The 26,723-nt window shown below is 70.0% G+C and carries 13 protein-coding genes; 11 read left to right on the top strand and 2 right to left on the bottom strand.

The window, feature by feature from the left end; genetic code table 11:
- Nucleotides 1-61: 61 nt before the first annotated feature.
- From ACFXQA_RS03740 to recQ, 4 genes are all read left to right on the top strand, one after another.
- Nucleotides 62-1,426, top strand: a complete 1,365-nt coding sequence (locus ACFXQA_RS03740; protein WP_394518450.1) for a hypothetical protein — start codon at nucleotides 62-64, stop codon at nucleotides 1,424-1,426.
- Nucleotides 1,423-2,457, top strand: a complete 1,035-nt coding sequence (locus tag ACFXQA_RS03735; RefSeq protein ID WP_394518449.1) for an RDD family protein — start codon at nucleotides 1,423-1,425, stop codon at nucleotides 2,455-2,457. Before ACFXQA_RS03740 ends, ACFXQA_RS03735 begins: the two co-directional genes overlap by 4 nt.
- Nucleotides 2,454-6,482 carry a type VII secretion protein EccCa gene (eccCa, locus tag ACFXQA_RS03730; protein WP_394518448.1) on the top strand — a complete coding sequence of 1,343 codons (4,029 nt, stop codon included), beginning with the start codon at nucleotides 2,454-2,456 and terminating at the stop codon, nucleotides 6,480-6,482. Before ACFXQA_RS03735 ends, eccCa begins: the two co-directional genes overlap by 4 nt.
- Before the next feature lie 123 nt (nucleotides 6,483-6,605).
- Nucleotides 6,606-8,612: a DNA helicase RecQ gene (gene recQ, locus ACFXQA_RS03725; RefSeq protein WP_394519072.1), complete on the top strand. Its 2,007-nt coding sequence runs from the start codon at nucleotides 6,606-6,608 to the stop codon at nucleotides 8,610-8,612.
- 13 nt (nucleotides 8,613-8,625) lie between these two features.
- Here recQ and ACFXQA_RS03720 read toward each other — a convergent pair whose 3' ends face one another.
- Entirely contained in the window at nucleotides 8,626-9,057 is a 432-nt protein-coding gene (locus tag ACFXQA_RS03720) for a DUF2000 family protein (RefSeq protein ID WP_394518447.1), read from the bottom strand.
- A 49-nt stretch (nucleotides 9,058-9,106) separates the two neighbouring features.
- On the opposite strand from ACFXQA_RS03720, the gene ACFXQA_RS03715 reads away from it, so the two are divergent.
- Both ACFXQA_RS03715 and ACFXQA_RS03710 read left to right on the top strand, forming a co-directional pair.
- Nucleotides 9,107-9,913 (top strand): AraC family transcriptional regulator, encoded by an 807-nt coding sequence (locus ACFXQA_RS03715; RefSeq protein WP_394518446.1) that lies wholly within the window; start codon nucleotides 9,107-9,109, stop codon nucleotides 9,911-9,913.
- Nucleotides 9,914-10,052: 139 nt separating this feature from the next.
- Complete coding sequence (locus ACFXQA_RS03710) at nucleotides 10,053-12,158, top strand: acyl-CoA dehydrogenase family protein (protein WP_394518445.1); 2,106 nt, start codon at nucleotides 10,053-10,055, stop codon at nucleotides 12,156-12,158.
- A 45-nt stretch (nucleotides 12,159-12,203) separates the two neighbouring features.
- Here ACFXQA_RS03710 and ACFXQA_RS03705 read toward each other — a convergent pair whose 3' ends face one another.
- The gene (locus tag ACFXQA_RS03705) at nucleotides 12,204-12,536 is read right to left on the bottom strand and encodes a hypothetical protein (protein WP_394518444.1); all 333 of its coding nucleotides are present in this window, start codon (nucleotides 12,534-12,536) and stop codon (nucleotides 12,204-12,206) included.
- A gap of 211 nt (nucleotides 12,537-12,747) precedes the next feature.
- On the opposite strand from ACFXQA_RS03705, the gene ACFXQA_RS03700 reads away from it, so the two are divergent.
- The 5 genes from ACFXQA_RS03700 to ACFXQA_RS03680 all read left to right on the top strand — a co-directional run bounded on the left by ACFXQA_RS03700 (nucleotide 12,748) and on the right by ACFXQA_RS03680 (nucleotide 26,700).
- Nucleotides 12,748-15,573 carry an LPXTG cell wall anchor domain-containing protein gene (locus ACFXQA_RS03700; RefSeq protein ID WP_394518443.1) on the top strand — a complete coding sequence of 942 codons (2,826 nt, stop codon included), beginning with the start codon at nucleotides 12,748-12,750 and terminating at the stop codon, nucleotides 15,571-15,573.
- Between the two features lie 87 nt (nucleotides 15,574-15,660).
- Complete coding sequence (locus tag ACFXQA_RS03695) at nucleotides 15,661-16,251, top strand: DNA-3-methyladenine glycosylase I (protein ID WP_394518442.1); 591 nt, start codon at nucleotides 15,661-15,663, stop codon at nucleotides 16,249-16,251.
- A 183-nt stretch (nucleotides 16,252-16,434) separates the two neighbouring features.
- Nucleotides 16,435-17,982 (top strand): DEAD/DEAH box helicase, encoded by a 1,548-nt coding sequence (locus ACFXQA_RS03690; protein ID WP_394518441.1) that lies wholly within the window; start codon nucleotides 16,435-16,437, stop codon nucleotides 17,980-17,982.
- A gap of 125 nt (nucleotides 17,983-18,107) precedes the next feature.
- A complete protein-coding gene (locus tag ACFXQA_RS03685) occupies nucleotides 18,108-20,483 on the top strand; it encodes an ATP-binding cassette domain-containing protein (protein ID WP_394518440.1) in 2,376 nt (791 codons plus the stop codon).
- 154 nt (nucleotides 20,484-20,637) lie between these two features.
- The gene (locus ACFXQA_RS03680) at nucleotides 20,638-26,700 is read left to right on the top strand and encodes an Ig-like domain-containing protein (RefSeq protein WP_394518439.1); all 6,063 of its coding nucleotides are present in this window, start codon (nucleotides 20,638-20,640) and stop codon (nucleotides 26,698-26,700) included.
- The last annotated feature ends 23 nt before the right edge of the window (nucleotides 26,701-26,723 follow it).

Below are 26,723 nucleotides of genomic sequence, written 5' to 3'. Positions count from 1 at the left end.
TGTGGGTCGGAGTTCCACGACGTGCGCGTCGGGGCCGGCTGGCGAAGGCAGGTATGAGGGCGTGACGACCGAGACGGCGCAACGGCGACGCCTGGTGATCGTCGACGGATCACGCCGACACGACATCGCCGTGCCCGCGTCCGCCGCCGTCGGCGACGCGCTGAGCGCCGTGGGTCTGCGCCTCCAATCCGGCCGCGACGTGCTGCTCGAGACCGACGGCCGCGAGATCGACCCGACCAGCCGGATCGACCAACTGCGCGACGGGGCTGTCGTCGTCCTCGTCGACCTTGCGCGGGTGGCACCCCGGCGCGCGCGCACCGCGGATCGTCCGGCCGGCCTCACCGGTGGTGCATGGTGGTTCGTCGGAGGCGTGGGTGCGCTGCTGGCCGTCCTCACGATCGCCGCGCCCGGCGCTCTCGACCCGGCGACCCGACAGATCGCCGGGTTCGCCACGGCCGCCGCCGCGCTCGTCGCGGGCGTCGTCTTCGCCGCCCGGGTCTCGAGCCGTCAGCAGCAGCCGTCGGTGCCCGTCATCGGCATTCTGCTGCTCGCCTTCGGATCGGGAGCAGCCTGCGTCCCCGATCTTCCCGCCGCTACGACCGTGCTGGCGGTGTTCACCGGGCTCATGTCCGCCGCGGCCGCCGCGGCCGTCATGGGGGTCATCAGCCGTTCCCCCTCGCTGAGCGCCGAGGTGCGCGCGGCGATGGTGGTGCTGCTGGTCCTCGCGGCCGTCTGGGGTACGGCCCTCATCGTCCACCTCGACGCGGCGTCGGCCGCGGCGGTCACGCTCGGGCTGGGTCCCGTCGCGTACCGGGTGCTGGTGTCGAGCCTGGTCGACGTCGCCCCCGGCACCTTCATCGACTACGCCCGGTTTCAGACCACGCGATGGAGCGTCCGGCAGCAGATGCCCGAAGAGGTGCACTCCATCGATGCCGACGACGCCGACGCGCTCGTCGCCCGATCGACCGCGAGGCTCACCGCAGGCACTTTCGCCCTCGTCACCGCTGCGGCCGCCGCCGCGCCGGCGGCATTCCCCTCCCTCGTCAGCGACGATCCGCTCGTCTTCGCCGGACGCATCGCCCTCGCCGTGACCGTGGTGCTCGCTTTCATGCTGGGGGCGCGCAAGTCGACCGTTCCCTCGACGAGGTGGATGCTGCGCATCGGGGCGGCCGCGGTCGTCGGCGCCGTCCTCGGCGCGGTCATCCCGACGGCCGACGCCGGCCTCCTGTCACTCCTCGCGGGCGGGTGCCTCGTCGTGGGGGCGGCCACCGCGTTTCTGGTGATCCCCGCCGGTCGGGGCGTGAACTCGCTCCGGTGGTCTCGCGCCGGTGACGGATTCGAGTGGATCGCCGTCGCCCTTTCACTGCCCGCGAGCCTGCTCGCGGCGAACGCCGTCGATGTCGTGCGTGGAATGATGGCCGCATGAGCCCGCAGCCGCCGCCGACGGGCACACCGGCCACGGTTGGTGCGCGTCTGCTGGCCTTCACGATCGACGTCGTCGTCGTCGCGGCGCTCGCCGCGGGCGCGGGGTTGCTCGCGTCGTCGCTCGTCCTCGCGGCATTCGTCGCGGCCGAAGCGATCCTCGCGCTGTGGATCGCGCAGGCGCGCTGGGGCATCGGTCCGGGCGCCGCCCTCATGCGGCTTCGGGTCTCCCGTGCAGACGCGCCCTACTCGCCGGGAGCCGGGCGCGCGTTCGTCCGGGGTTCGCTCGTGGGGCTCGGTGCACTCGTGCTCCTCGTGGGCGCGTGGGTCGTGCAGGCCTCGGCCGCGTGGGACCGATCGGGCCGCCGTCGTTCGTGGGCTGACAAGGCCGCGCAGACCGTGGTCGTCGCCGTCCCCCGACGGGATCGCAACGCGGCGGGGGAGTCGTACGCTCTCGCCACCCCCACCGTCATGGGTCGCTCCTCCGCCCAGACAGGACGCGCCGCCGAGGCCGCCGTCGGACGGCCAGCCCCCGCGGTGCCGATCGCACCCGTCTGGGGTGCACCCCCGCTTCTGCCCCCGGCGAACGTGCCCACCGCTGCTGCCCGCACGCCGGCTCCCGCGGGGGTCTCACCCGCCCCGGCTCCGGCCGCCCTCGCGCCGGCGTCGGCCGCGCCACGCATTCCGGGCGGCGAACTGCTGCTCGTCTTCGACACGGGCCAGCGCGCGCAGCTCGCACTACCCACCGCGGTCAACCTCGGCCGCAATCCCGTCGCCACCGAACCCGGAGACGCACTGATCGTCGTGACAGACCCCGACCGGCTCATCTCCAAGACCCACCTGCGTCTGGAGCACGACGGAGAGACCGCCTGGGTTACCGACTCGGGGTCGACCAACGGCTCCGAGCTCGTCGACGACGACGGGCGTGGTCGTGTGCTGGCAGCCGGCGTCCGCACCCGTCTCGACGACGGTGTGCGCGTGCGGCTGGGCGAGCGGATCTTCACCGTCAGCCGTCTGATCGGGGCCGGATCATGACGAAAGGCCCCCGTATCGCGCCACCCTCGGTGCCCAGCGGTCGTGTCGTGCTGCAGCCGCCGCCCGAGCTCGTTCCGAACGAGGGTGGCGGCGGCATCCTGAGTTCGCTCCTGCCGATGCTCGGAAGCGTCGGTGCCATCGTGATGGTCACCGTCTCGAACGCCGGGCCCACGGGATTCCTCATCGGCGGCATGTTCCTGCTGTCCTCCCTCGGCTTCGTCGCCGTCAACGGCTGGCGCCAGCGTTCGCAGCGCAACGCGCAGGTGCTCGGCAACCGCCGCGAGTACCTCGCGTACCTGGGCGAGCTCCGCGAGACGGTCCGCGTCGCCGCGCGCAAGCAGCGTCGACACGGGGGATGGGTGATCCCCGCGCCGTCCGCGTTGCCCTTCATCGCCGAAGAGCGCTCCCGCGTCTGGGAACGCGAGCCCGCCGACGAGACGTTCCTGCTCACGCGCATCGGCACGGCCGACCAGCCGTTGAGCCTCGCGCTCGAGGCGCCCGAGCTGCCCCCACTCGCCCAGCTCGACCCGGTCGCGGCGTCGGCGGCGCACCGGTTCATGCTCACGCACGAGGTGCAGCCGGCGCTCCCGCTCGGCGTCCGGCTCACCGATTACGCCCGGGTCGAGATCGTCGGCCCCGACGAAGAGGCCGCGCGCTCGCTCGCCCGAGCCATAGTGTCGGGGACCGCGACCCTGCACGACCCGGAAGACGTGGTGATCGCCGTTCTCGCCGGGCCCGCACAGCTGGCCTCGTGGGAGTGGGCGAAGTGGCTGCCCCATGCGATGTCGTCGCGCGAGCACGACAAGCTCGGGCCCGCCCGCATGATCGCGTCGTCGCTCGACGATCTCGAGGACATGCTCCCCGTGCAGCTGCGCGAGCGCCCCCGGTTCGCACCGGGCGGCGGCATCACCCCCCACGTCGTGATCGTCGTCGACGGTGTCGACCTCCCACCGGGCAACCCCATCGTCAGTGCCGAGGGCATGCAAGCGGTCACGGTGATCGACCTGCCTTCTCGATGGGCGGAGCTGGAAGATCCCGCCGTCGCGCGCATCGCACTGTCGGGGGCGGCCGGGCAGTCCGAGGCGGCGGCCGGCCTCCGTCCGCGTTCGGTGGGTGCGGGCAACGGAGCGGCTGCGACGGCCGAGCTCATCGACCTCGCCGACGGCTCACGCACGTTCGTCCCCGACACGATGACGATCGCCGAGGCGGAGGCGACCGCGCGTCGGCTCATGCCGCTGCGCTCCGCTCCCACCGCGGTCAGCGACACTCCCGCCTCCGCGGGTCAACAAGAGCTGGTCGAACTGCTCTCACTGCCCGACGTGCGCGAGATCGATTTCGACCGTGCCTGGGCGGGGCGCCTCGAGCGCGATCGCCTGCGCGTCCCGATCGGCCAGGAGCCCGACGGCACACCCCTCGTGCTCGACCTCAAAGAGGCGGCGCAGCAGGGCATGGGGCCCCACGGTGTGATGGTCGGTGCAACCGGATCGGGTAAGTCCGAGGTGTTGCGCACCCTCGTGCTCGCCCTCGCGATGACGCACTCGCCCGAGCAGCTGAACTTCGTGCTCGTCGACTTCAAGGGCGGTGCGACCTTCGCCGGAATGGTCGAGATGCCGCACGTCTCGGCGGTCATCACGAACCTCGGCAGCGAGCTGGCCCTCGTCGATCGATTCCAAGACGCGCTGCAGGGAGAGGTCGTCCGCCGGCAGGAGCTGCTGCGGGCCGCCGGCAACTTCTCCAACGTCGGCGATTATGAGAAGGCCCGAAAGGGTGGGCGCACCGAGCTTGCGCCGCTGCCCGCACTGATGGTGGTCGTCGATGAGTTCTCCGAGCTGCTGACGGCCAAGCCCGAATTCGTCGAGAGCTTCCTCAACATCGGCCGGGTCGGTCGCTCGCTCCACGTGCACCTCCTGCTGGCCTCGCAGCGTCTCGAGGAGGGCCGGCTGCGCGGCCTCGACACCTATCTGTCGTACCGCATCGGTCTGCGCACGTTCTCGGCGGCCGAATCGCGGACCATCATCGGAACCCCGGATGCGTACACCCTGCCGCAGGAGCCCGGTGTCGGCTTCTTGAAGAGCGACACCGAGAACCTGGTGCAGTTCCGGGCCGCCTACGTCTCGGGTCGTCCGAAGACCGTCCTCAGCGCGCCCACCGCCGACGCCGACGGCTCGTCGCGCGAGCCCGCCATCATCGAACTGTTCACCGCCGCGGCGCAGCCCGAGACCGCGGCCGACGACGCCGCGGAGCTCGAGGTGGCCGTCGGGCCGGTGGCGCAACCCCGCGAGGAACGCTCGACCTTCCGCATCGCCGTCGAGCGCATGCAGGGGCGCGGGCCCGCGGCGCACCAGGTGTGGCTGCCGCCGCTCGACGAGCCCGCGTCGCTCGACGAGCTCATGCCCGACCTCATCGAAGACCCGCGGCTCGGTCTGATCTCGCCGAGCTGGCGCGCCGCCGGTGCGCTGACCGTACCCTTGGCGATCGTCGATGTGCCGCTCGAGCAGCGCCGCGACCGTCTGACGGTGTCACTCGGCGGAGCGGCCGGACACGCGGCCATCGTGGGCTCGCCGCTCAGCGGAAAGTCGACGCTCGCGCGCACCCTCGTCTCGGCGCTCGCCCTGACCGCGACCCCGCAGGAGCTGCAGTTCTACGTGCTCGACTTCGGCGGCGGCAGCTTCACCGGTCTGCAGCGTCACCCGCACGTCGCCGGCGTCGCGACCCGCACCGAGGCCGAGGCCGTGCGGCGAACGGTCGCCGAGGTCGAGTCGATCATCGACGCCCGCGAGCAGTTCTTCCGGCGCAACGGCATCGACTCGATGGACACCTACCGTCAGCGCCGCGAACGCGGCCTCGTCGACGACGGATTCGGCGACGTCTTCCTCGTGGTCGACGGCTGGGCGACGCTCCGCACCGAGTACGAAGCCCTCGAGACCCGCGTGCAGACCATCGCCGCTCGGGGCTTGAGCTTCGGTGTGCACGTCGTGATCACGGCCAACCGGTGGCTCGAGATCCGCGCCAGCTTGAAAGACCTCATCCAGACCCGTATCGAGCTCCGCCTCGGTGACCCGACCGACTCCGAGATCGATCGCAAGAAGGCCGCGAACGTGCCGATGAGCCAGCCGGGGCGTGGCCTCAGCCCGGCCAAGCTGCAGATGCTCGCCGCCATCCCCCGTATCGACGGGGCCAACGACGCCTCGACGCTCGGCGACGGTGTCGACGCGATGATCGCGCGCGTCTCGGCGGCCTGGCACGGCCCGGCCGGCCCGAAGCTTCGTCTGCTGCCCGAGCTCATCGAGCTCGACGAACTGCGGTCGTTGGCCGAGCCGAACGATCCCCGTCTGCTCCTCGGCATCGACGAGGCGCAGTTGGCTCCCTTCGGTATCGACCCCCGCAACGAACCGCACCTCTACCTGTACGGCGACGCCGGGATGGGCAAGTCCTCGTTCCTGCGCAACCTGGTGCGGGAGATCACGAGGGTCTACACCCCCAGCGAAGCCAAGATCTTCGTGGTCGACTACCGACGCGCGCTGCTGGGCGAGATCCCCGCGGAGTACCTCGGCGCCTACCTCACCTCGCACGACCTGGCCACGGGCGGACTCTCCGAGCTCGCGACCTACTTCGGTGGGCGGGTTCCGGGGCCCGACGTGACCGCCGACCAACTGCGCGAGCGCAGCTGGTGGAAGGGCGCCGACGGCTTCATCATCGTCGACGACTACGACCTGGTCGCCACGAGTCAGGGCAACCCGCTCGCGGTGCTGCAGCCCTTGCTCGCCCAGGCGGCCGACCTCGGCCTGCACGTGATCCTCACCCGCCGCGCGGGAGGCGCGAGCCGTGCGGCGTACGACCCGATCATCCAGCGGTTCACCGACCTCGGCGTCACGGGCATCCTGCTCGGCGGCAACCCCGAGGAGGGGGCGCTCATCGGCCGGGTGAAGCCCGTGAAGTCGGCTCCGGGACGCGCGCAGATCGTGAGCCGCGACCACGGATTCCTCACCGCCCAGCTGGCTTTCCCGCCGCCCACCGCCACCTGATTCGCCGGACTGTGAGCGACGGATGCTTCTCCACATCGCTCGTCACCGAGGTCGGGTGTCGGTGTCGGCGGCTATCGTAGGCGGGTGACTCCCGGCCCCGACCTCGACCCGAACGCGAGCGCGGTGGTCGACCCGTACGACGGCTACGAGTGGAACGCCGACGAGCTCGCTCCGCCCGACGATTTCGACGCACCCCCGCCCCCGAGCGACGGCCAGGGCGCGCCCTTCGACCGGGCGGTCAGCTCGAACCGCGTGGGGCGCCCTTCCGCAGCATCCGCTCGCCCTTCTGCTTCTCCCCGGCGCGACTTCACCGGTCGCGATCCGCGCGAGGTGCTGCACGAGGTCTACGGCTACGACGAGTTCCGCGCCGACCAGGCCGACATCGTCGGGCAGGTCATCGGCGGCGGCGACGCGGTGGTCCTCATGCCGACCGGCGGCGGCAAGAGCGTGACGTACCAGGTGCCCGCTCTCGTGCGCCCGGGCACCGGGCTCGTGGTGAGCCCGCTCATCGCCTTGATGCACGACCAGGTCGAAGCGCTCGTGGCCAACGGCGTGCGTGCGGCGTTCCTCAACTCCACCCAGGGCGCCGACGAACGTCGAGCGACCGAGAACGCCTACCTCGCCGGCGAGCTCGACATCCTCTACGTGGCGCCCGAGCGGCTCAACACCGCTTCGGCGCTCAGCCTGCTGCAGCGCGGGCGCCTCAGTGTCATCGCGATCGACGAAGCGCACTGCGTCTCGCAGTGGGGCCACGACTTCCGGCCCGACTACCTCGCCCTGGGCGATCTTGCCGAGCGCTTTCCGGGTGTTCCCCGCATGGCGCTCACGGCGACGGCGACGGCGGCGACGGCCCGCGAGATCGTCGAACGGTTGCACCTCCCCGACGCGCGACGGTTCGTCGCGAGCTTCGACCGGCCGAACATCCAGTACCGCATCGAGCCGAAAGTCGACCAGCGCCGTCAGCTCGTGGCGTTCATCAGGTCGCAGCCCGAGAACGCGGCCGGCATCGTCTACGCGCTGAGCCGCAAGACCGTCGAGCAGACCGCCGAGTACCTCCGCGGGCAAGGTGTCGATGCGCTGGCCTACCACGCGGGGCTCCCGGCAGAGGTGCGCGCGGCGAACCAGTCGAGGTTCCTCCGAGACGACGGTGTCGTCATGGTCGCGACCATCGCATTCGGTATGGGCATCGACAAGCCCGACGTGCGGTTCGTGGCCCACATCGACCTCCCCAAGTCGGTCGAGGGCTACTACCAAGAGACCGGTCGTGCGGGCCGTGACGGCGATCCATCGGTCGTGTGGATGGCGTACGGTCTCGGCGACGTGGTGCAGCAGCGACGCATGATCGATCAGTCGCCGGGCGACCGCACCTACAAGCTGCGCCTCGGGCAGCACCTCGACGCGATGCTCGCACTCTGCGAGACGGTGGCGTGCCGACGACAGAATCTGCTCGACTATTTCGGCGAGGCGTCGGGCCCCTGCGGCAACTGCGACACCTGTCTGCAACCGCCCGAGACGTGGGACGGCCTCGTCGCGGCACAGAAGCTGCTCTCCACCATCGTTCGCCTGCAGCGCGAGCGGGGGCAGTCGTTCGGCGCCGGGCACCTCATCGACATCCTCCGCGGAGCGAAGACCGAGCGCATCTCGCAGCAGGGCCACGACAAGCTCGCCACCTACGGCATCGGCGCCGACCTGTCCGACCAGGATTGGCGGAGCGTCGTTCGGCAGTTGCTCGCCCGCCAGATCCTGGTCGCGCAGGGTGACTACGGCACCCTCGCACTGAGCGAGGCGAGTGCGGGAGTCCTGCGGGGCGAGGCCCCCGTGCCGCTGCGCCGTGACGTTCTCGGGCGTCCGGGGTCGTCGTCCGGAGGGGGCCGCGCGCGCAAGTCGTCGGCTGCCGACACGGTCGCCGCCGGCGATCGCGAGCTGTTCGAAGCCCTTCGGGCCTGGCGTGCCGAGCAGGCGCGCGAGCAGGGCGTGCCCGCCTACATCGTGTTCGGTGACGCGACACTGCGTGCCCTCGCCGAGGCGCGTCCCGCGACGCTCGCCGACCTCGACGGGGTCACCGGCATCGGTGCGAAGAAGCGCGAAGCCTACGGCGAGGGCGTGCTCGCCGTCGTCGCCGCGAACTGACGCGCACCCGCCGTCACTCGTGCATGCGCGCGCCTTTGATCGTGCGGTCGACGACGTTCCGGGGCCCTCGGAGCGCCACACCGACGAGGTCGAGGTCGGCCGTCGCGACAGCGCGCACGGCGGCGCGGTTGGCGGCGTCGTGACCGGTCGTGAAAAGGTCGCGCGTGTAGATGGCCATCGCGAGATCGCGTTCGAGGCCCTTCCGGTGCGCGCCGGAAAGCGTCACGGTGTCGGCGCTGAACACCAGGACGGGCTGACGCAGCATCGGCAGGTACGTGCGTCCGTCGGCGTCTTCGTAGGGGTGGCCGACGAGGTCGGCGGCGCTGGTGGCGATGGCCGACATCAGGAAGGCGGTGACGTTCAGTTCCTGCCACGGCAGGAGGTCGTCGCGCAGCACGACGGCGACCTTCGTGTCGAAGCGGATCTCGGTGGAGGGTTCGGGCATCGTCCAAGGATCGGCCTGACCGGCAGCTCCCGTCTTGTACGTTTCTCACATGGCCGACGCGGTGCGTGCGTGGCGGAGCGGGATCCCCGGTGTCCGCGAGGTGCTGCACGCCACGTTTCGCGAACACGCCTACCCGTCGCACACGCACGACGCGTGGACCGTGCTCCTCATCGACACGGGGGCGGTGCGGTACCGCCTCGACGGATCCGCCCACATCGCGGCCCCCGGCACGCTCACGCTCCTTCCTCCCCACGTCGCCCACGACGGTCGCACCGCTGAGCCGGGCCGGGAGTTCCGCAAGCGCGTTCTTTACCTCGACGCCGAGTGGCTGCCGGCCGCCGCGGTGACCGCCGCCGCACAACGCCCCACGATCGTCAGGAGAGATGCCGCCGCCGCCGTCCGCGCCGCGCACGCCGCAACGACCCATCCGGGCGATGAACTCGCGGGGGAGTCGGCGGTCGTCGCGTTGCGCGAGACGGTGCGCGACCACCTCGACGGGGAACGGGCGCCGGTCCCGAACGATGACCCCCTGGCCCGGCGGCTGCGTGCTCTGCTGGATGACCGCCTGACCCAGACGTTCACCCTGGCGCAGGCGGGCAGCGTGCTCGGGGCCCACCCGGCTCACCTCATCCGGTCGTTCTCGCGCGCCTACGGCATCGCCCCGCACCGGTACGTGACGGGGCGGCGGGTGGATCTCGCGCGGCGATGGATGCTGGCAGGCACCGCGCCCGCGGAGGCTGCGGCGCTGGCGGGTTTCTACGACCAGGCGCACCTCGCCCGGCACTTCCGCCGTGTGCTCGGGGCGACGCCCGCGGTCTTCGTCGCCGCGGCGAGGCGCGACAGCGCCCTTTCGTAGGCCCGGTCTGTCGGGACCGCACAAGCCGGGCGTCGGGACATGCCCGCGTGCGTTGTCGTTATGGACCAATCAGGTTGGCTGAGTGTTGTGGGAGTCCTACCGTGGGATCGTTCCCGTTTTCGTTGAAGAAGGTGCTGTAATGACCGACGCCGCAGTCCGTCCCGAGACTCCCTCGACCGAGAAGCGAACCCCGGCCGGTGGCGCGCCGACCGCCGCCCACACGGCGGCCGAAGCATCCGAGGCCCGTATCGACACCGATCGGGTTACCGATCTGCTGCTCGGTACGTGGGGCCACGTGCGCCGGCAGGCGCGCGAGATGATCAAGGACCCCGCGTTCTGGCGCATCGACGGGCAGACCGTGGCCGAGCACCGCGAGCGCGTGCTGAGCCAGCTGCACCTCCTGGTCGACAACAAGGCCGTGCACCGCGCCTTTCCCAAGCGGTTCGGGGGCAACGACGACCAGGGCGGCAACATCGCCGGCTTCGAAGAGCTCGTCGCCGCAGACCCGAGCCTGCAGATCAAGTCGGGCGTGCAGTGGGGCCTCTTCGGCGCCGCGATCTACCAGCTGGGCACCGAAGAGCACCACGAGAAGTGGTTGCCGGGCGCGATGAGCCTCGAGATCCCGGGCGCTTTCGCGATGACCGAGACGGGGCACGGCTCCGACGTCGCCGCGATCGGCACGACGGCCACCTACGACGCCGAAACCTCGGAGTTCGTCATCCACACCCCTTTCCGTGGGGCGTGGAAGGACTACCTCGGCAACGCCGCGCTGCACGGCAAGGCCGCCACCCTCTTCGCCCAGCTCATCACGAACGGCGTCAACCACGGCGTGCACTGCTTCTACGTGCCGATCCGCGACGAGAACGGCGACTTCCTCCCGGGCATCGGGGGCGAAGACGACGGGGTCAAGGGCGGCCTGAACGGCATCGACAACGGCAGGCTCCACTTCGACCAGGTGCGGGTTCCCCGCACGAACCTCTTGAACCGCTACGGCGACGTCGCCGCCGACGGCACCTATTCGAGCGCGATCTCGAGCCCGGGCCGCCGGTTCTTCACGATGCTCGGCACGCTCGTGCAGGGGCGCATCTCGCTCGACGGCTCGGCCGCGTGGGCCTCGGCTCTGGGTCTGAACATCGCGATCACCTACGGCAACCAGCGCCGTCAGTTCGACTCGGGGGCGGGCACCGACGAGGTCGTGCTGCTCGACTACGCCAAGCACCAGCGCCGGCTTCTGCCCCGTCTCGCGACGACGTACGCGCAGATCTTCGCCCACGACGAGTTCCTCAAGAAGTTCGACGGCGTCTTCAGCGGGCGCACCGACACCGACGCCGACCGCGAAGACCTCGAGACCCTCGCCGCGGTGCTGAAGCCGCTGTCGACCTGGCACGCGCTCGACACGCTGCAGGAGTCGCGCGAGGCCTGCGGCGGTGCGGGTTTCCTCGCCGAGAACCGTTTGACCGGACTCCGCAGCGACCTCGACATCTACGTCACGTTCGAGGGCGACAACAACGTGCTCCTCCAGCTCGTCGGCAAGCGCCTGCTGGCCGATTACGGCAAGCAGTTCAAGGGCAAAGACGCGCGGGCGCTGGCTGCCTACGCCGTCGGCCAGACCGCGGGCAACCTCTTCCACGGCGCCGGCCTGCGTCAGCTCGGGCAGACGGTGACCGACTTCGGCTCGACAGCGCGCGCGGTGGAGCGGGGACTCCGCGGCGACCAGCAGCACGAACTGCTCACGGGCCGGGTGCAGCACATGGTCGAGCAGATCGCGGGGCGGCTGCGTGCAGCATCCAAGCTTCCTCGAGAAGAGGCGGCGGCGCTGTTCAACCAGAACCAGTCCGAGCTCATCGAGGCCGCGCGCGCGCACGGCGAGCTGCTGCAGTGGGAGGCCTTCACCGATGCGCTCAAGGGCATCGACGACCCGGGCACCATCAAGGTGCTCACGTGGGTGCGAGATCTCTTCGGCCTGAGCCTCATCGAGAAGCACCTCGCCTGGTACCTCATCAACGGGCGTCTCTCCACCCAGCGGGCGGGGGCCGTCTCGAGCTACATCGACCGTCTCTGCACGCGCCTGCGCCCCCACGCGCAAGACCTCGTCGACGCGTTCGGGTACGAGCCCGAGCACGTGCGGGCGTCGATCTCGTCGGGTGCCGAAGCCGCGCGACAGAACGAGGCGACGGCCTACTACGCCGATCTCGAGGCCTCGGGCAAGGCTCCGATCCCCGAGAAGAAGCCGGCCAAGAAGTAACGGGTGTGTCGGATGCTGCGGGCCCCGGCGGGCTCGCAGCATCCGTCATTCGTCTATGACCCGCCACGACCGCACGAACTGCTCCACGGTCATCTGTGCCAGGTCGCGCCACGTGTGCTCGAGCAGGTGTCCGGCCTCTTCGAATTGCCCGGCTCGCACCCTCAGCACCTCTGCGCCCGTGTCTCGCCGGGTCACGACGAGGTCGAGGCCCGGGAGCAGGTCGTCGCCGCCCCCACCGCTCACACTCGACACGACGAAGGCCAGCGCGTTGCGGGCGAGCCGTTTCGCGGCTGTCATCTTCGACGGCTCCAGGCGCGCCTCGAGCACCTCTTCGGCGGGAGTGCCCGATGCGCCGGTGGGTGCTCCGTCGGCGGTCATCGTGGGCTCCGTTCCATGTCTCCTTTCTACTGTGCGGAAGAGCCCTCCTCCCGCGCACGAGCGCTTCGTTGGCGGTATCGGGAAAGAAAGCGAGACCGTTCGGTGAACAAGTGGGGCGGGACCCTCGGTCCGGAGTGACGCATTCATAGGTTGGGAAGGCCGCAAAGCCCGCGGCGCCCCTGTCGAACCCGACAATCACAGGAGACACCTGGTGCGAAACGCACGATTGACCGGATGGGGCGCGGCCGCACTTGCCGCCGTCCTCGTCACCACCGCAGCCCCCGCCGTTGCGGTCCCGCTGGATGAGTCGGCCACCGCCACTCCCGCGGCGACCGAGACCGCGGCCCCCGAACAGGCTTCGTCGCCCGAGCCCGCCGCTCCGGCGGAGCCGACCGAGGCCCCGGCCGAAGAGGTCGCGCCCGCACCGCTGACGAAGAACGCCGAGCGTTCGCAGCGCGCCGTCGCGGCCGCCGCCGCTGTCGGCGACCTGACCGTCACGGTCTTCGAAGACCGCTATCAGGACGGCGTCTTCGACACGTCGAAGGTGGGCCGGACCGGCCAGAGCGACGCGATCCGTCAGTACCTCGGAGCGCCCACCCTCGAGGCCTCCGACGGGACCACCTGGACCTCGACCGAGGTCGACGGCAAGTGGTTCTTCGACGACGTGCCCGCGGGAGCCGCCAAGCTCCGGGTTCAGTACCCCACGGTCCCCGTCAACGCGATGCTGTTCGATGCGACCGATCCGTCGAAACTGCAGAAGCTCACGCAGGTCGGCAGCAGCTGGGACCCCCGTGCAGAAGCGTCGGTGACGATCGGCGAGGGCGCGAACGTCTCGCGCACGATCGGCATCTCGGGCCTCCGAGCTGTCGCCGATGTGCGTTACCCCGACGGCACCCCGGCGTCGAACGTCGCCGTCGAGCTCGGCTCGAACGGCGAGTGGCTGCCCGCGACCGAGTACTCCTTCCAGGCCGGAAGCTACGAGCACCTCGACAACGGCTACGTCTTCCTGCTCCCGGGCGAGTTCGGTGTGCGCGTCACGGCTCCGGCGGGCTACAGCGTCGACGAGGTCACCGCGGTGTCCTCCGGCGGCAACATCGATCCCATCCCGGTGACGGCACGCGACGGTGCCTACTGGATCAAGACCACGGATGCCTCGACCTACACGTCGAACCCGACCTTCACCGTCACGCTCGCGGAGCTCCCCACCGCTGACCTGCGCGTGGCGTCGTTCGACGACCGCTACGCCGACGGCGTGTTCGATGCGACGAAGCTCGCGAAGGACGGCCGCTACGACGAGAAGAACTCGCGCGTGCGCCAGCTGGTGACCGCACAAGGCGCTGTCTTCAGCCCGACCCCCGCCGCCAACGGCGACCAGGTCTTCGAAGACGTCCCCGTCGGTGAGGCGAAGGTGTACTTCACCTACCCGAGCTCCTCGTTCGACGCGATCTTCTTCGACAGCACCGGTGTCGCATCGGCGGACGACATCGAGCGCATCCCGAACGAGAGCACCTCGGCCTACTCCTCGGCTGTCGCGACCGTCATGGTCGACGAAGACGGCGTAGCCATGGAGGTCGGCTTCACGGGTCTGCGCGCGGCCGCCGAGGTCGAGTACGAAGACGGCACTCCGGCCACCGGCGTCTCCGTCGAGATCGGCTCGAACCGCGAGTGGTACCCCGCCGTGGACTACGAGACGGGCACCTACGAGGCGTTCAACGAGGCGTCGTACTACGTGCGCCACCTGCCCGACGAGATCGGCGTGCGCGTCGAGGCTCCGGAGGGCTACCAGATCGCGGAGGTGACCGCTCGTCAGGACAACAACCCGGGCGCTCCCGAGATCGACGTGACCGATGACGACGGCACCTCGTTCTGGATCGACACGGCTGACGCCGCGTCGTACTCCGCGGCGCCGACGTTCACGGTGACGCTGGAAGAGATTCCGACGGCCGCGGTCGATGTGACCTACTTCGCCGACGTCGAACTCGACGGTGTCTACGAGTCGGCCGCCGACGAGACGATCCCGGGCTCCGAGGTCTACCTCCTCGACGCCGCAGGTGACTGGTGGGCGACGACCTCGCTCGACGGCACCTACGCGTTCACCGGCGTTGCGCCGGGCGAGGCGACCGTCTACGTCGAGCTCCCCGACGTTCCCGACATGCCCGAGATGCCCGAGATGCCCGAGCTCGAGTTCCCCGAGGCCACCGTGGCTCTCTGGGACGCGACGGCGATCGAGTCGTACCGCGATGTCGTCGAGGCCGAGACCGAGACGATCTCGTTCGAGGGCACGCGCATCAACGCTGACGGCACGACCGCCCCGGTGGTCGTCGACGACGCCCTCGTCGGAGTGGTCTTCGCCGACCTCGACGTGGTCGCCGACGAGGACGAGGCCGCACAGGTCTTCGTCGGTTCCGCTTCGGTGTTCCAGATCGCGGGCTTCGTCGACACGACGGCCGTCACGGGCGAGACGCCGGTCGACGCACCGGTCGATGCGCTCGTCCCGGGCGCCGAGGTCGAGTTCCTGGCGAACGACGAGGTCGCGGTGGGCGAAGAAGCCGCCCCCGGTGCCGGAGCGTTCATCGCGACCGAGAACGACGGCGAGCTCGCGGTGTTCGGCGCAGCCGAATACGGCATCCGCCCGAAGGTCCCCGCCGGCTACCAGGTGATCGGTGTCACCGCGGTGGGCGCGAGCGGTGAACTCGAGGTCACGGAAACGTCTGCTCCCGCGACGGCTGATGGTGAGGCGCTCTTCGCGGCACCGCGGGAATACCGTGTGGCCCCGCAGGGAGTCGCCGGGCCGGTCCCGGAGGGTGCTGCCCCGATCGCGACGGGTGCCGTCATCTGGGTGGTCGAGGTCGCCCCGATCGCGGTCGCTCCGCCGGTCGTCCCCGGTGTCGATGCTCCGCCGACGGACCCCACGCGGCCCGACGTGCTGCCCGCGACGGGTTCTGACACGAACCCGTGGGTGCTGATGTTCGGCGCGAGCCTGTTGATCGCCGCGGGCTTCGGCACGCGCCTGGTCATCCGCCGCCGCACCGCCTGACCCGACACCGAAAGGCGGAGGCTCCCGTTCGGGGGTCTCCGCCTTTCGCTGTCTCCGCTGGCCTGGCGTCGCGGCGGCGCGGCTAGGGTGACGGGCGTGGATGTTCTGATCGGCGCCGACGGCGTCTCACGCTGCGCGTGGGCGGGCGACGACGGCGAGTACCAGCGCTACCACGACGAGGAGTGGGGCGCGCCGCTGCACGGTGACCGGGCGCTGTTCGAGAAGATGAGCCTCGAGGGGTTCCAGGCCGGCCTCAGCTGGATCACGATCCTGCGCAAGCGCCCGCGATTCCGCGAGGTGTTCGCGGGATTCGAGCCCGGCATCGTCTCGGCCTTCACGGACGACGACGTCGAGCGGCTCATGGGCGACGCCGGCATCATCCGCAACCGCGCCAAGATCCTCGCCACGATCTCGAATGCGCGGCTCGTCGACGCCCTCGAACCGGGGGAGCTCGACAGCTTCCTCTGGGGGTTCGCCCCGCAGCATCCGCGCACCCCGCCGGCCTCTTTCGCCGACGTCCCCGCGACGACTCCCGAGTCGACGGCGATGAGCAAGGCGCTTCGAAAGCGGGGCTTCCGGTTCGTCGGCCCCACCACCATGTACGCCCTCATGCAGTCGGGTGGCATGGTCGACGACCACGTCGCCGGATGCTGGCGCACCGCCGAGCGGGTAGACTAGAGGCACTGCGGAGCGAATCTCGCTCCCTGCGTCGTTGAACGCACCGGCCTTTCGGCCTTTGACTTTCTACGGCGAACGGATGCGTCGACCCGATGCCTTCGCCAACTTCCCGCCCCGGTCTTCCCGGCCCGGCGGCGGACAGATTACGGCTTGCGCTCGCCTGCGCTCGCCGCAAGGAGCAGTATGACCATGCCTTCCCCCACCACGTCTTCCCAGACGTTCGCCGAGCTCGGTCTTCCGGCCGCGCTCGTGCGCGTTCTCGCCGAGCAGGGCAAGAACGAGCCGTTCCCGATCCAGTCCGACACGCTCGTCGACACCCTCTCGGGCCGTGACGTGCTCGGCCGCGGCAAGACCGGCTCGGGCAAGACCCTCGCCTTCGCGCTGCCCCTCGTCGCGCGCCTCGGCGAGAACAAGTCCGCTCGCAAGGCTCGTCGCCCCCGCGCGCTCGTGCTGGCCCCGACCCGCGAGCTCGCCAACCAGATCGACGCCGTCATCGCGCCGCTGGCGGCCGCCTACGGCATGAACACCACCACCATCTACGGCGGCGTGACGCAGAAGCGTCAGGTCGACGCGATGAACGCCGGTGTCGACATCGTCGTGGCCTGCCCCGGTCGGCTCGAAGACCTCATGAACCAGCGCTTCGTGTCGCTCGACGACATCGAGGTCACCGTGCTCGACGAGGCCGACCACATGGCCGACCTCGGGTTCCTGCCCGTGGTCACCCGCATCCTGGACAAGACCCCCAAGAGCGGGCAGCGCATGCTGTTCTCGGCGACGCTCGACAACGGCGTCGACAAGATCGTGCGCCGCTTCCTGCATAACGAGGTGCTGCACTCCGTCGACGAGGCGACGTCCCACGTCGCCGCGATGACCCACCACGTCTTCGAGGCGTCGGACGCCGAGGCCAAGAAGCACCTCATCAAGGCCCTCGCGTCGGGCACGAGCCGTCGCATCCTGTTCACGCGCACCAAGCACCAGGCCAAGAAGCTGGCGCGCACGCTCACCGACGCGGGCATCCCGTCGGTCGACCTGCACGGCAACCTGTCGCAGCCGCAGCGCGACCGCAACCTCGCCGCCTTCGGCGCCGGCACCGCTCGCGTGCTCGTCGCCACCGACGTCGCCGCCCGCGGTGTGCACGTCGACGATGTCGCGCTCGTCGTGCACGTCGACCCGCCCGTCGAGCACAAGGCGTACCTGCACCGCTCGGGCCGTACCGCCCGTGCCGGCAGCGCCGGTGACGTCGTCACGGTCATGCTGCCCGAGCAGCGTCGCGACACGCAGGACATCCTGCGCAAGGCCGCGATCAAGGTGACCCCCACGCCGGTGACGCACACGTCGCCGCAGGTGACCGCACTCGTCGGCGAGCACGCCGAGTACGTCACGCCCGCGCCGCGGCAGGAGCCGCAGCAGCAGGGTGGCGGCGGGCGCTCGCAGGGCGCCAACGCCCAGCGCAAGCGCGCCGTCCGTTCCGGCGAGGCTCCGACCGGCCAGGGCGGCGGGCGCGCTCGTCGCGGCCGCGGTCAGGGCGCCGACGCGCCGCGTACGTCGTCCGACGCACCGCGCTCCGCAGCATCCGGTCGCTCCGGCGGCGCGGGCCGCTCGGGTGGCGCAGGTCGTGCAGGCGCGGGTGCACAGCGTCCCGCCGCCGGCCGCACCGCCGGTGGCGTGCCGACGACCGGCATGGTCGCGGGCGCACGCAGCCCGCGCACGAACCGTCGCTCGCAGGGCTGACCCTCCCGCAACGAACACTGCTCCCCTGTCGCATCCGGCCGGTCACACCCGCCGTTCGCGACAGGGGAGCGCTGTGTCTGCGGGGTGCGGCACACTGTGGGGAACGAGTTCACCCGGGGGTCCGCATGGCCGCAGCAGAAGCATCCGCCCGCACGACGTCGCCGCACGTCGCCGACGCGCACGAAGTGATCCGCGTGGTGGGTGCGCGGGAGAACAATCTGAAGAACGTCGACGTCGATGTTCCGAAGCGCCGGCTCACCGTGTTCACCGGGGTGAGCGGGTCGGGCAAGTCGTCGCTGGTCTTCGGCACGATCGCCGCGGAGTCGCAACGGCTCATCAACGAGACCTACCCGACGTTCGTGCAGCAGTTCATGGGTCAGCTCTCGCGGCCCGATGTCGATGCGCTCGAGAACCTGAGCGCGACGATCAGGGTCGACCAGGAGCGCATGGGTGCGAACGCCCGCTCGACGGTGGGCACCGCCACCGACGTGCACGCGATGCTCCGCATGCTCTTCAGCCGGCTGGGTGTGCCCCACGTGGGTTCGCCGCAGGCGTTCTCGTTCAATGTGCCGTCGGTGAAGGGCGCGGGTGCGGTGACGATCGGCACCGGCCCGAACAAGGGCAAGAAGGAGCGCCGGTCGTTCGAGATCACGGGGGGAATGTGCCCGCGCTGCGAGGGGTTGGGCGAAGCCAGCGCGATCGATCTCGATGAACTGCTCGACCGCACGAAGTCGCTCAACGGCGGGGCGATCAAGGTTCCGGGGTACACCGCCGACGGGTGGATGGTGCGGGTGTTCAGCGAGTCGGGTTTCGTCGACGCCGACGCGGCGATCGACGACTACACCGACGCGCAACTCCACGACCTGCTTTACAAAGAGCAGGTGAAGGTCAAGATCCAGGGCACGAACATGACCTACGAGGGTCTCGTCCCCAAGATCACGAAGAGCATGCTGCAGAAAGACCGTGACGCGCTGCAGCCGCACGTCCGCGCCTTCGTCGAGAAGGCGGTGAAGTTCTCCGCCTGCCCCGACTGCGGGGGCACCCGGTTGAACGAGGGGGCGCGGTCCTCGAAGATCAACGAGATCAACATCGCGGATGCCGCAGCGATGCAGATCACCGATCTCGCGGCGTGGCTGCGTACCGTCGACGATCCCGCCGTCGCCCCGCTGATCGCGGGCCTTCGCGAGACGGTCGACTCGTTCGTCGAGATCGGGCTGGGCTACCTCTCGCTCGACCGGGCGAGCGGAACCCTCTCGGGCGGCGAGGCGCAGCGCACGAAGATGATCCGCCACCTCGGCTCGAGCCTCACCGACGTCACCTACGTCTTCGACGAGCCCACCGCGGGCCTGCACCCGCACGACATCGAGCGCATGAACCAGCTGCTCCTTCAGCTGCGAGACAAGGGCAACACCGTGCTCGTGGTCGAGCACAAGCCCGAGGTCATCGCGATCGCCGACCACGTGATCGACCTCGGACCGGGGGCCGGCCGCGCGGGCGGCGAGATCCAGTACACCGGCGACCTCGCGGGGCTGCGCGCGTCCGGCACGCTGACGGGACGCCACCTCGATCACCGCGCTCGACTGAAGCCGTCGACGCGCGCGCCGAAGGGTGCGCTCGAGATCCGCGGGGCCACGCAGCACAACCTCAAGAACGTCGACGTCGACGTGCCGCTGGGCCTTCTGACCGTCGTCACCGGCGTCGCGGGTTCGGGAAAGTCCTCGCTCATTCACGGACACCTTCCGCGGTTCGACGATGTCGTCGTGGTCGACCAGTCGGCCATCAAGGGTTCGCGGCGCAGCAGCCCTGCGACGTACACGGGACTGCTCGACACCATCCGCGCGGCGTTCGCGAAAGCCAACGGCGTGAAGCCGGGCCTGTTCTCCGCCAACTCCGAGGGCGCGTGCGTCGCCTGCAAGGGCCTGGGCGTGATCATCACCGACCTGGGGTTCCAATCGACCGTCGAAACGGTCTGCGAGGTCTGCGAAGGAACGGGGTTCTCCGACGAGGTGCTCGAATACACTCTGGAGGGGAAGAACATCGCCGAGGTGCTCGCCATGTCGGTCGCCGAAGCATCCGAATTCTTCCCGAAAGGACCCGCGCAGATCACCCTCGCGCGCCTCATCGACGTGGGCCTCGGCTACATCACCCTCGGTCAGGCCCTGAACACGCTCTCGGGCGGAGAACGGCAGCGGCTCAAGTTGGCGATCAACATGGCGAAGAAGGGAGCGGTCTATGTGCTCGACGAGCCGACGACCGGCCTCCATCTCGCCGACGTCGACAACCTTCTGGCCATGCTCGACCGGCTGGTCGACGCGGGCAACAGCGTGATCGTGATCGAGCATCACCAGGCGGTGATGGCCCACGGCGACTGGATCATCGACATCGGGCCGGGGGCGGGTCGCGACGGCGGCGAGGTGGTTTTCGAGGGCACCCCCGCCGACCTCGTCGCCTCCGGTGAGACCCTCACCGGCCAGCACCTGCGGGCATACGTCGGCGCCTGACGAGAGGTACCGGGCGGTGGGGGCCTCGCAACGACGAACTCTGGTTCTTTGACGCCCATTCTGGCGGTTAGGCTGGCCGGGCATATCACTGTGCACGGGCTTCGGCGGGTTCGCCGAGTTCGTTCCCACGCCCCCGGGGGAGGCTGAGGTCGCCATGAGAACTTTCGCGTGGCTCCGACGGCGTCGCCGTACGATCGCTTCCGCCAGCATCGTGACGGTCTCAGCCGTCGCGGTGGCGACCCTGGCGATGGTCTACGAGGGAAACCCCACGACCGAGGTCGACCTCCACGATGGCGGCGTCTGGATCACGAAGCAGTCCTCCCTCATGGTGGGGCACTTCAACCACGAGTCCCGTGTGCTCGACGGGGGCCTCCGCGCCGCCAGCGACGAGTACGACATCACCCAGAACGGCTCGACGGTGCTCGTCACCGACGACAAGACCGTCACCGCGGTCGACCCCGCGATGGTGGTGCTCGCCGACTCCGCAGACATCCCCGCCGGGGCGAAGGTCGCGCTCGGCGGACCGACGATGGCCGTTCTCGAAGCGTCGTCGGGATCGCTCTGGATCGTGCCGTCGGCGGCGGTCTCGGGCTTCACGGTCGAAGGAACCGAACCGACCGTCGAACTCGGCGAGGGCGCCGACGTGACCGTCGGTCAAGACGGAACGGTGTACGGCGTCTCGTCCGACTCGCGCGAGATCGTGACCGTGCCGATCGAAGACGACGGCGAGCCCGGCGACCCGCAGAAGAGCACTCTCGACGGTCTCGAAGACGACTCGGCCCTCACGGTCACCGTCGTCGGCACCACCGCCGCGGTGCTCGACGAGAAGACCGGAACCGTCTACACCTCGGGGGGCATGCGCACCGAGGTGCCGAGGGGCGACACAGCCGTTCTGCAGCAGCCCTCGCCCGATTCGGATGCTGTCACGCTCGCCACGGAGACGCAGCTCGTCAGCGTGCCGTTCGACGGCTCCGCCCCGGTCGAGACCGACGCGGGAGGTGACGGCGCGCCGGCCGCGCCCGTCTACCTCGGTGGGTGCGCCTACGGAGCGTGGGGTGGATCGGCGCGGTTCGTCCGCGACTGCACCGACGACGCCAACGATCTCGCGGTCGACATCGAAGACATCGACTCGGGTTCGGAGCTGACGTTCCGCCAGAACCGCGACGTCGTCGTGCTGAACGACATCATCGGCGGCGCGGCGTGGATGGCCAGCGACAGCATGCAGCGCGTCGACAACTGGGAAGACATCACCCCGCCCGAGGGCGACTCGGAAGAGGACGAGCAGACCACCGAGCAGACCGTCGAGACGACCCTGCCCGAGCGCACCGAGATCAACACCTCGCCTGTCGCCACCGACGACGACTTCGGCGTGCGGCCGGGGCGCACCACCGTGCTTCCGGTGCTCGACAACGACACTGACGCCGATGGCGACGTGCTCACCGTCACCCTGCCGAACGGCGGCCCGGCGCTCGGAGACGTGCAGCCGATCAACAACGGCGCCGCCCTTCAGATCGCCGTTCCCGAGGGGGCGTCGGGAAGCGACTCGTTCACTTACCAGATCGACGACGGCCGCGGCGGAACCGATACCGGTACCGTGCGACTCGACGTGCACGGGTGGGACGTCAACGCACCGCCCATCCAGAAGCGCGTCACGGCGGTGGTCGTCGAGGCCGGGGCCGCGGTGTCGTACAACGTGCTTCCCGACTGGACCGACCCCGACGGTGACGAGGTCTTCCTCCGCACGGTCACGCCCGAGGGCGGCGACGAAGCGGACTTCACCTCGGACGGCCGCATCTCGTACCGCGCCATCGGCGGCGCCCAGGGCCGTAAAGACGTGCCCATCGTCGTCTCCGACGGCACCGACGTCGGCGACGGCGTGCTGCGTGTCGATATCCGCCCGCCCGGGTCGACGGTGCCCGTGACGAACGCCGACCACGTCGTCGTGCGCGTCGGTCAGACGGCCACGGTCGCGCCGTTGACCAACGACACCAGTTCGAGCCGAGAGGGTTTGCGCCTGACGCGCGTCGACGTCGACGAGGTCCCCGGTGCCGAGATCGTCCCCGATTTCGCGAACAACACCTTCACGTTCCGCTCCAACGCGCCCGGCGTCTATTACGCGCAGTACCTCGTCTCTTCCGGTGCCAACGCGGTGCCCGGGCTCGTCCGTGTCGACGTGGTGCCCGACGCCGAGACCGATCTGCCGCCGGTGGCCGTCCGCGACGTGGCGCTCCTCACCAGCGGCGCCGACGTGCTCGTCAACGTGCTCGCCAACGACATCGATCCGTCCGGCGGAATCCTCGTCGTCCAGTCGGTGACGGTCGACCCGAACAGCGGTATCTCTGTCGCCGTGCTGAACCACGAGACCCTCCGCATCACCGACCAGGCCGCCCTCGGCGAGCAGACACGCATCGGCTACCGCATCTCGAACGGCTCGCAGACCGCCGAGGGTGAGGTCGTCGTCATCCCGGTGCCGGCGCCCGAGCAGCTCGAGCCCCCGGTGGCCAACGACGATGAAGCGGTCGTCCGCGCGGGCGACATCGTCACGATCCCGGTGCTCGACAACGACACGCACCCGAACAACGACACGATGCATGTCGCGCCCGACCTGGTCGCACCGCTCCCGACGCCCGAGCAGGGGCAGGTCTTCGTCTCGCAAGACACCGTGCGTTTCCGCGCGAGCGATCAGCCGGGCACCGTCTACGCGACCTATGAGGCCGTCGACTCCACGGGACAGAAGGACGCCGGGTACATCACGATCCAGGTGCTGCCGGCGAATCCCGAGACCAACCAAGCACCCCGGCCGCGCGACATCACCTCGCGTGTCCTCAGTGGTTCCGAGGTGCGCATCGCGGTGCCTCTCGACGGTCTCGACCCCGACGGCGACTCCGTCGAACTCGTCGGCCTCGACTCCGCCCCCGCGAAGGGACGCCTCACCGAAACCGGGGCGAACTTCCTCGTCTACCAGGCGTTCGACGACGAGACCGGAGCCGACGCGTTCACCTACCGCGTCCGCGACCGCGGCGGAGCCGAGGCGACCGCGTCGATCCGCGTGGGCATCGCGCCGACCGAGACGACGAACCAGGCGCCCTATGCGGTGAAGGACTCCGTCATCATGCGGCCGGGTCGTGAAGTGGCCGTGCCCGTGCTGGCGAACGACTCCGACCCCGAGGGCGATACGATCGCGCTCTTCAGCGACGGGCTGATCATGCCCGAGGTCGACGGCATCGAGGCACGGGTCGTGGGTGACCGCGTGGTCGTCACTTCGCCGGCCGAGCCGATGGAGACCTCGCTGCAGTACACGATCCGCGACGCCCGCGGTGCGGAGGCTCGCGCAGTGCTGCAGGTGACGGTCGCCGAAGACGTGCCGCTGCAGCGGCCGATCGCGCGTGACGACCGGGTGCGCCCGCAGGACGTGCAAGAAGACGAGTTCGTCGACCTCGATGTGCTCGGCAACGACGAAGACCCCGACGGCACCACCGATGCGTTGGAGATCACGATCGACGGCGGAGCGACGGTGCGCGGCGAGGGCATCGTGCGCATCCCGATCCTCGAGCAGGCGCAGCTGCTCACCTACACCCTCACCGACCAGGACGACCTGACAGCATCCGCGTTCATCTTCGTCCCCGCACTGAGCGACCTGCCGCCGACCCTGATCTCCACCGAGGGCATCGAGGTTCAGAGCGGCGAGACGGTCGACCTTCCCCTGGCGGAGCACGTGAGAGCGGCCGGCGGGCGCACCGTCGTCATCACCGAGGCGGCGAAGGTCGCGGCGTCCCACGCCGACGGGGCGAACCTCGTCAAGGACCAGACGACCCTGAGCTACACGTCGGCGCCCGGGTACTTCGGGCAGGACGCCATCACGTTCGAGGTCACCGACGGCACCGGGCCCGATGATCCCGAGGGCCGTAAGGCCACGCTCACGATGCCCGTGACCGTGCTGCCGCCCGACAATCAGCAGCCCACGTTCGTCAACGGGCAGATGGACGTCTCGCCCGGCGAAGACGCCACCGGGCTCGACCTCCGCGCGCTGACGACGGACCCCGACGAGGGCGACCTCGACGGCATGCGTTATTCGATCGTCGGCGGCGCGCCCTCCGGGTTCAGTGCTTCGGTCGAAGGTCAGACGCTGCGCGTAGGCACCGACTCGCGCACGCCGAAGGGCACGACGGTCGACGTTCCCCTGCGGATCGAAGACGGTGAGACCGACCCGATCGAAGGAATCGTGACGGTGCGGGTGACCGCCTCGACGCGTCCGCTTCCGACGGCGAACGACGATGTCGTGCCGCAGTCGGATCAGGGTCGGACGATCTCGGTGCCCGTGCTCGCGAACGACTTCAACCCCTTCCCCGAGACGGCGTTGAAGCTGACCTCGGCCGTGCCCGAGACCGGTAACGGCACCGCCGAGCTGGCCGGCGACCAGGTCTCGGTCACCCCCGCGGCCGACTTCTACGGCACCATGGTCGTGCGGTATCGGGTGCAGGATGCGACGGGCGACCCCGACCGCGAGGTCGAAGGTCGCATCCGTCTCACCGTGCAGGGCAAGCCGAACGCCCCGGGAACACCGACCGTCTCGAGCGTGCAGGACCGCACCGTCGTGCTGTCGTGGACGCCGCCCGCGAACAACGGCGCCGACATCACCGGGTACCTCGTGAAGTCGACGTCGGGGGGCTACTCGAAGCAGTGCGCCTCGACGACCTGCACCCTCGACGGGCTGACGAACAACGTCGAGTACAACTTCGTCGTGACCGCCACGAACCGGGTGGGCGAGTCCGACCCGTCGGCTCCTTCGGCCGTGGCCCGCCCCGATGCGCGCCCCGACACCCCGCAGCCGCCGACGCTCAAGTTCCGCGACAAGGGACTCGACGTCGCCTGGACGACGCCGTCGACCCCGGGTTCACCCGTGGAGTCGTTCACGCTCGAGATCTCGCCCGCGCCGCCGTCGGGGCTGACCCAGAAGGCCGGCGTCACGGGCAACACCGTGGTGTGGGAAGGTCTCGAGAACGGCACGAACTACCAGGTGCGCGTCCGCGCCCACAACCGCGCGCCCGAGCCGTCGAGCTGGAGTGGATACTCGGCGGGCGAGATTCCCGCGGGCCCGCCGGCTCCTGCTGCTGCCCCGACCACGAGGCGTCTCGAATCTGTCGGCACTCAGGCGCAGATCGAGGTGGCATGGAACGCCCCCAGCGGTAACGGCGACCCGATCGACGAATACCGTCTCACCGTCCAGGGTGGCGCACAGTCGCGTGTCATCTCGGTTCCCGCCGGGCAGACGTCGCAGGCCGTGACCGTTCCGACATCGACGGCGGACTACACCTTCACCGTTGCCGCGCGGAACAAGGCCGGATGGGGGCAGGAGAGCCCCGCCTCGGCACCTCGACGCGGGGTGAACGCGCCCGGGGCGCCGCAGAACGTGCAGGCCACCACGCCCCGCAACGACAACACGATCGACGTGACCTTCACCGAGGGCGCGCTCAACGGCGCGGCGTCGGGCGAAGTCCGCTACCAGTACTCGCTCGACGGCGGTCCGTTCCAGCCGTGGAATCGCGGACCGATCGGTGGCGCCTCGAACGCCGGCAACCACACGATCCGCCTGCAGGCGATCTCTCAGGTCGACGGTGCGAGCTACTCGTCCGAACCCTCCGTGCCCTCGAACCCGGTCCGTCCCTTCGGACCAGTGAATAAGCCGACCGCGGACGCCACCCGCGAAGGCCAGCAGGTGCGCGTGTCGTGGGGGATGCCCGCCGAAAACGGCCGCCCGATCAACCGTCTCGAGATCCGCGTCGACACCGGCGGGTGGGAGAACGTCGGAGCGAGTGGTGGGTCCCGACTCGTCGGGGGCGGTTACGACGAGGATCACACCATCTGGGTCCGCGCATTCGACAGCGAGGGGCAGGTCAGCGCCGAGGCCTCGAAGTCGGCACGCACCGAACCGAAGCCAACTCCGCGCGTCTGGGTGACCAAGGGCGCATCGGCCCAGGGCATGGACGGCTGCTCGTCCGAATCGTGCGCCTACCTCGTGCTGAACACGAAGGACTTCCCCGCCGGCAACTACCGCGTCTACTGCGCGAACAGCCGCGAGGGTCGGTTCACCAGCGGCAAGAACTACGAGATCGGCGCCAACGCCAACCAGCAGATGAGCTGCTACTTCGGCTATCCGGGCGCGCAGGCGTGGGTCGAGATCGACGGGTACGGCCAGTCCGAGAAACTGACCTGGTAGCACAGAACGACGACGAAGGACAC

This window comes from Microbacterium shimangi, assembly GCF_043556445.1.
Classification (GTDB): domain Bacteria; phylum Actinomycetota; class Actinomycetes; order Actinomycetales; family Microbacteriaceae; genus Microbacterium.
Note: the sequence above shows the minus strand (reverse complement) of the source record. Positions and strands in the feature narration are given on the sequence as shown.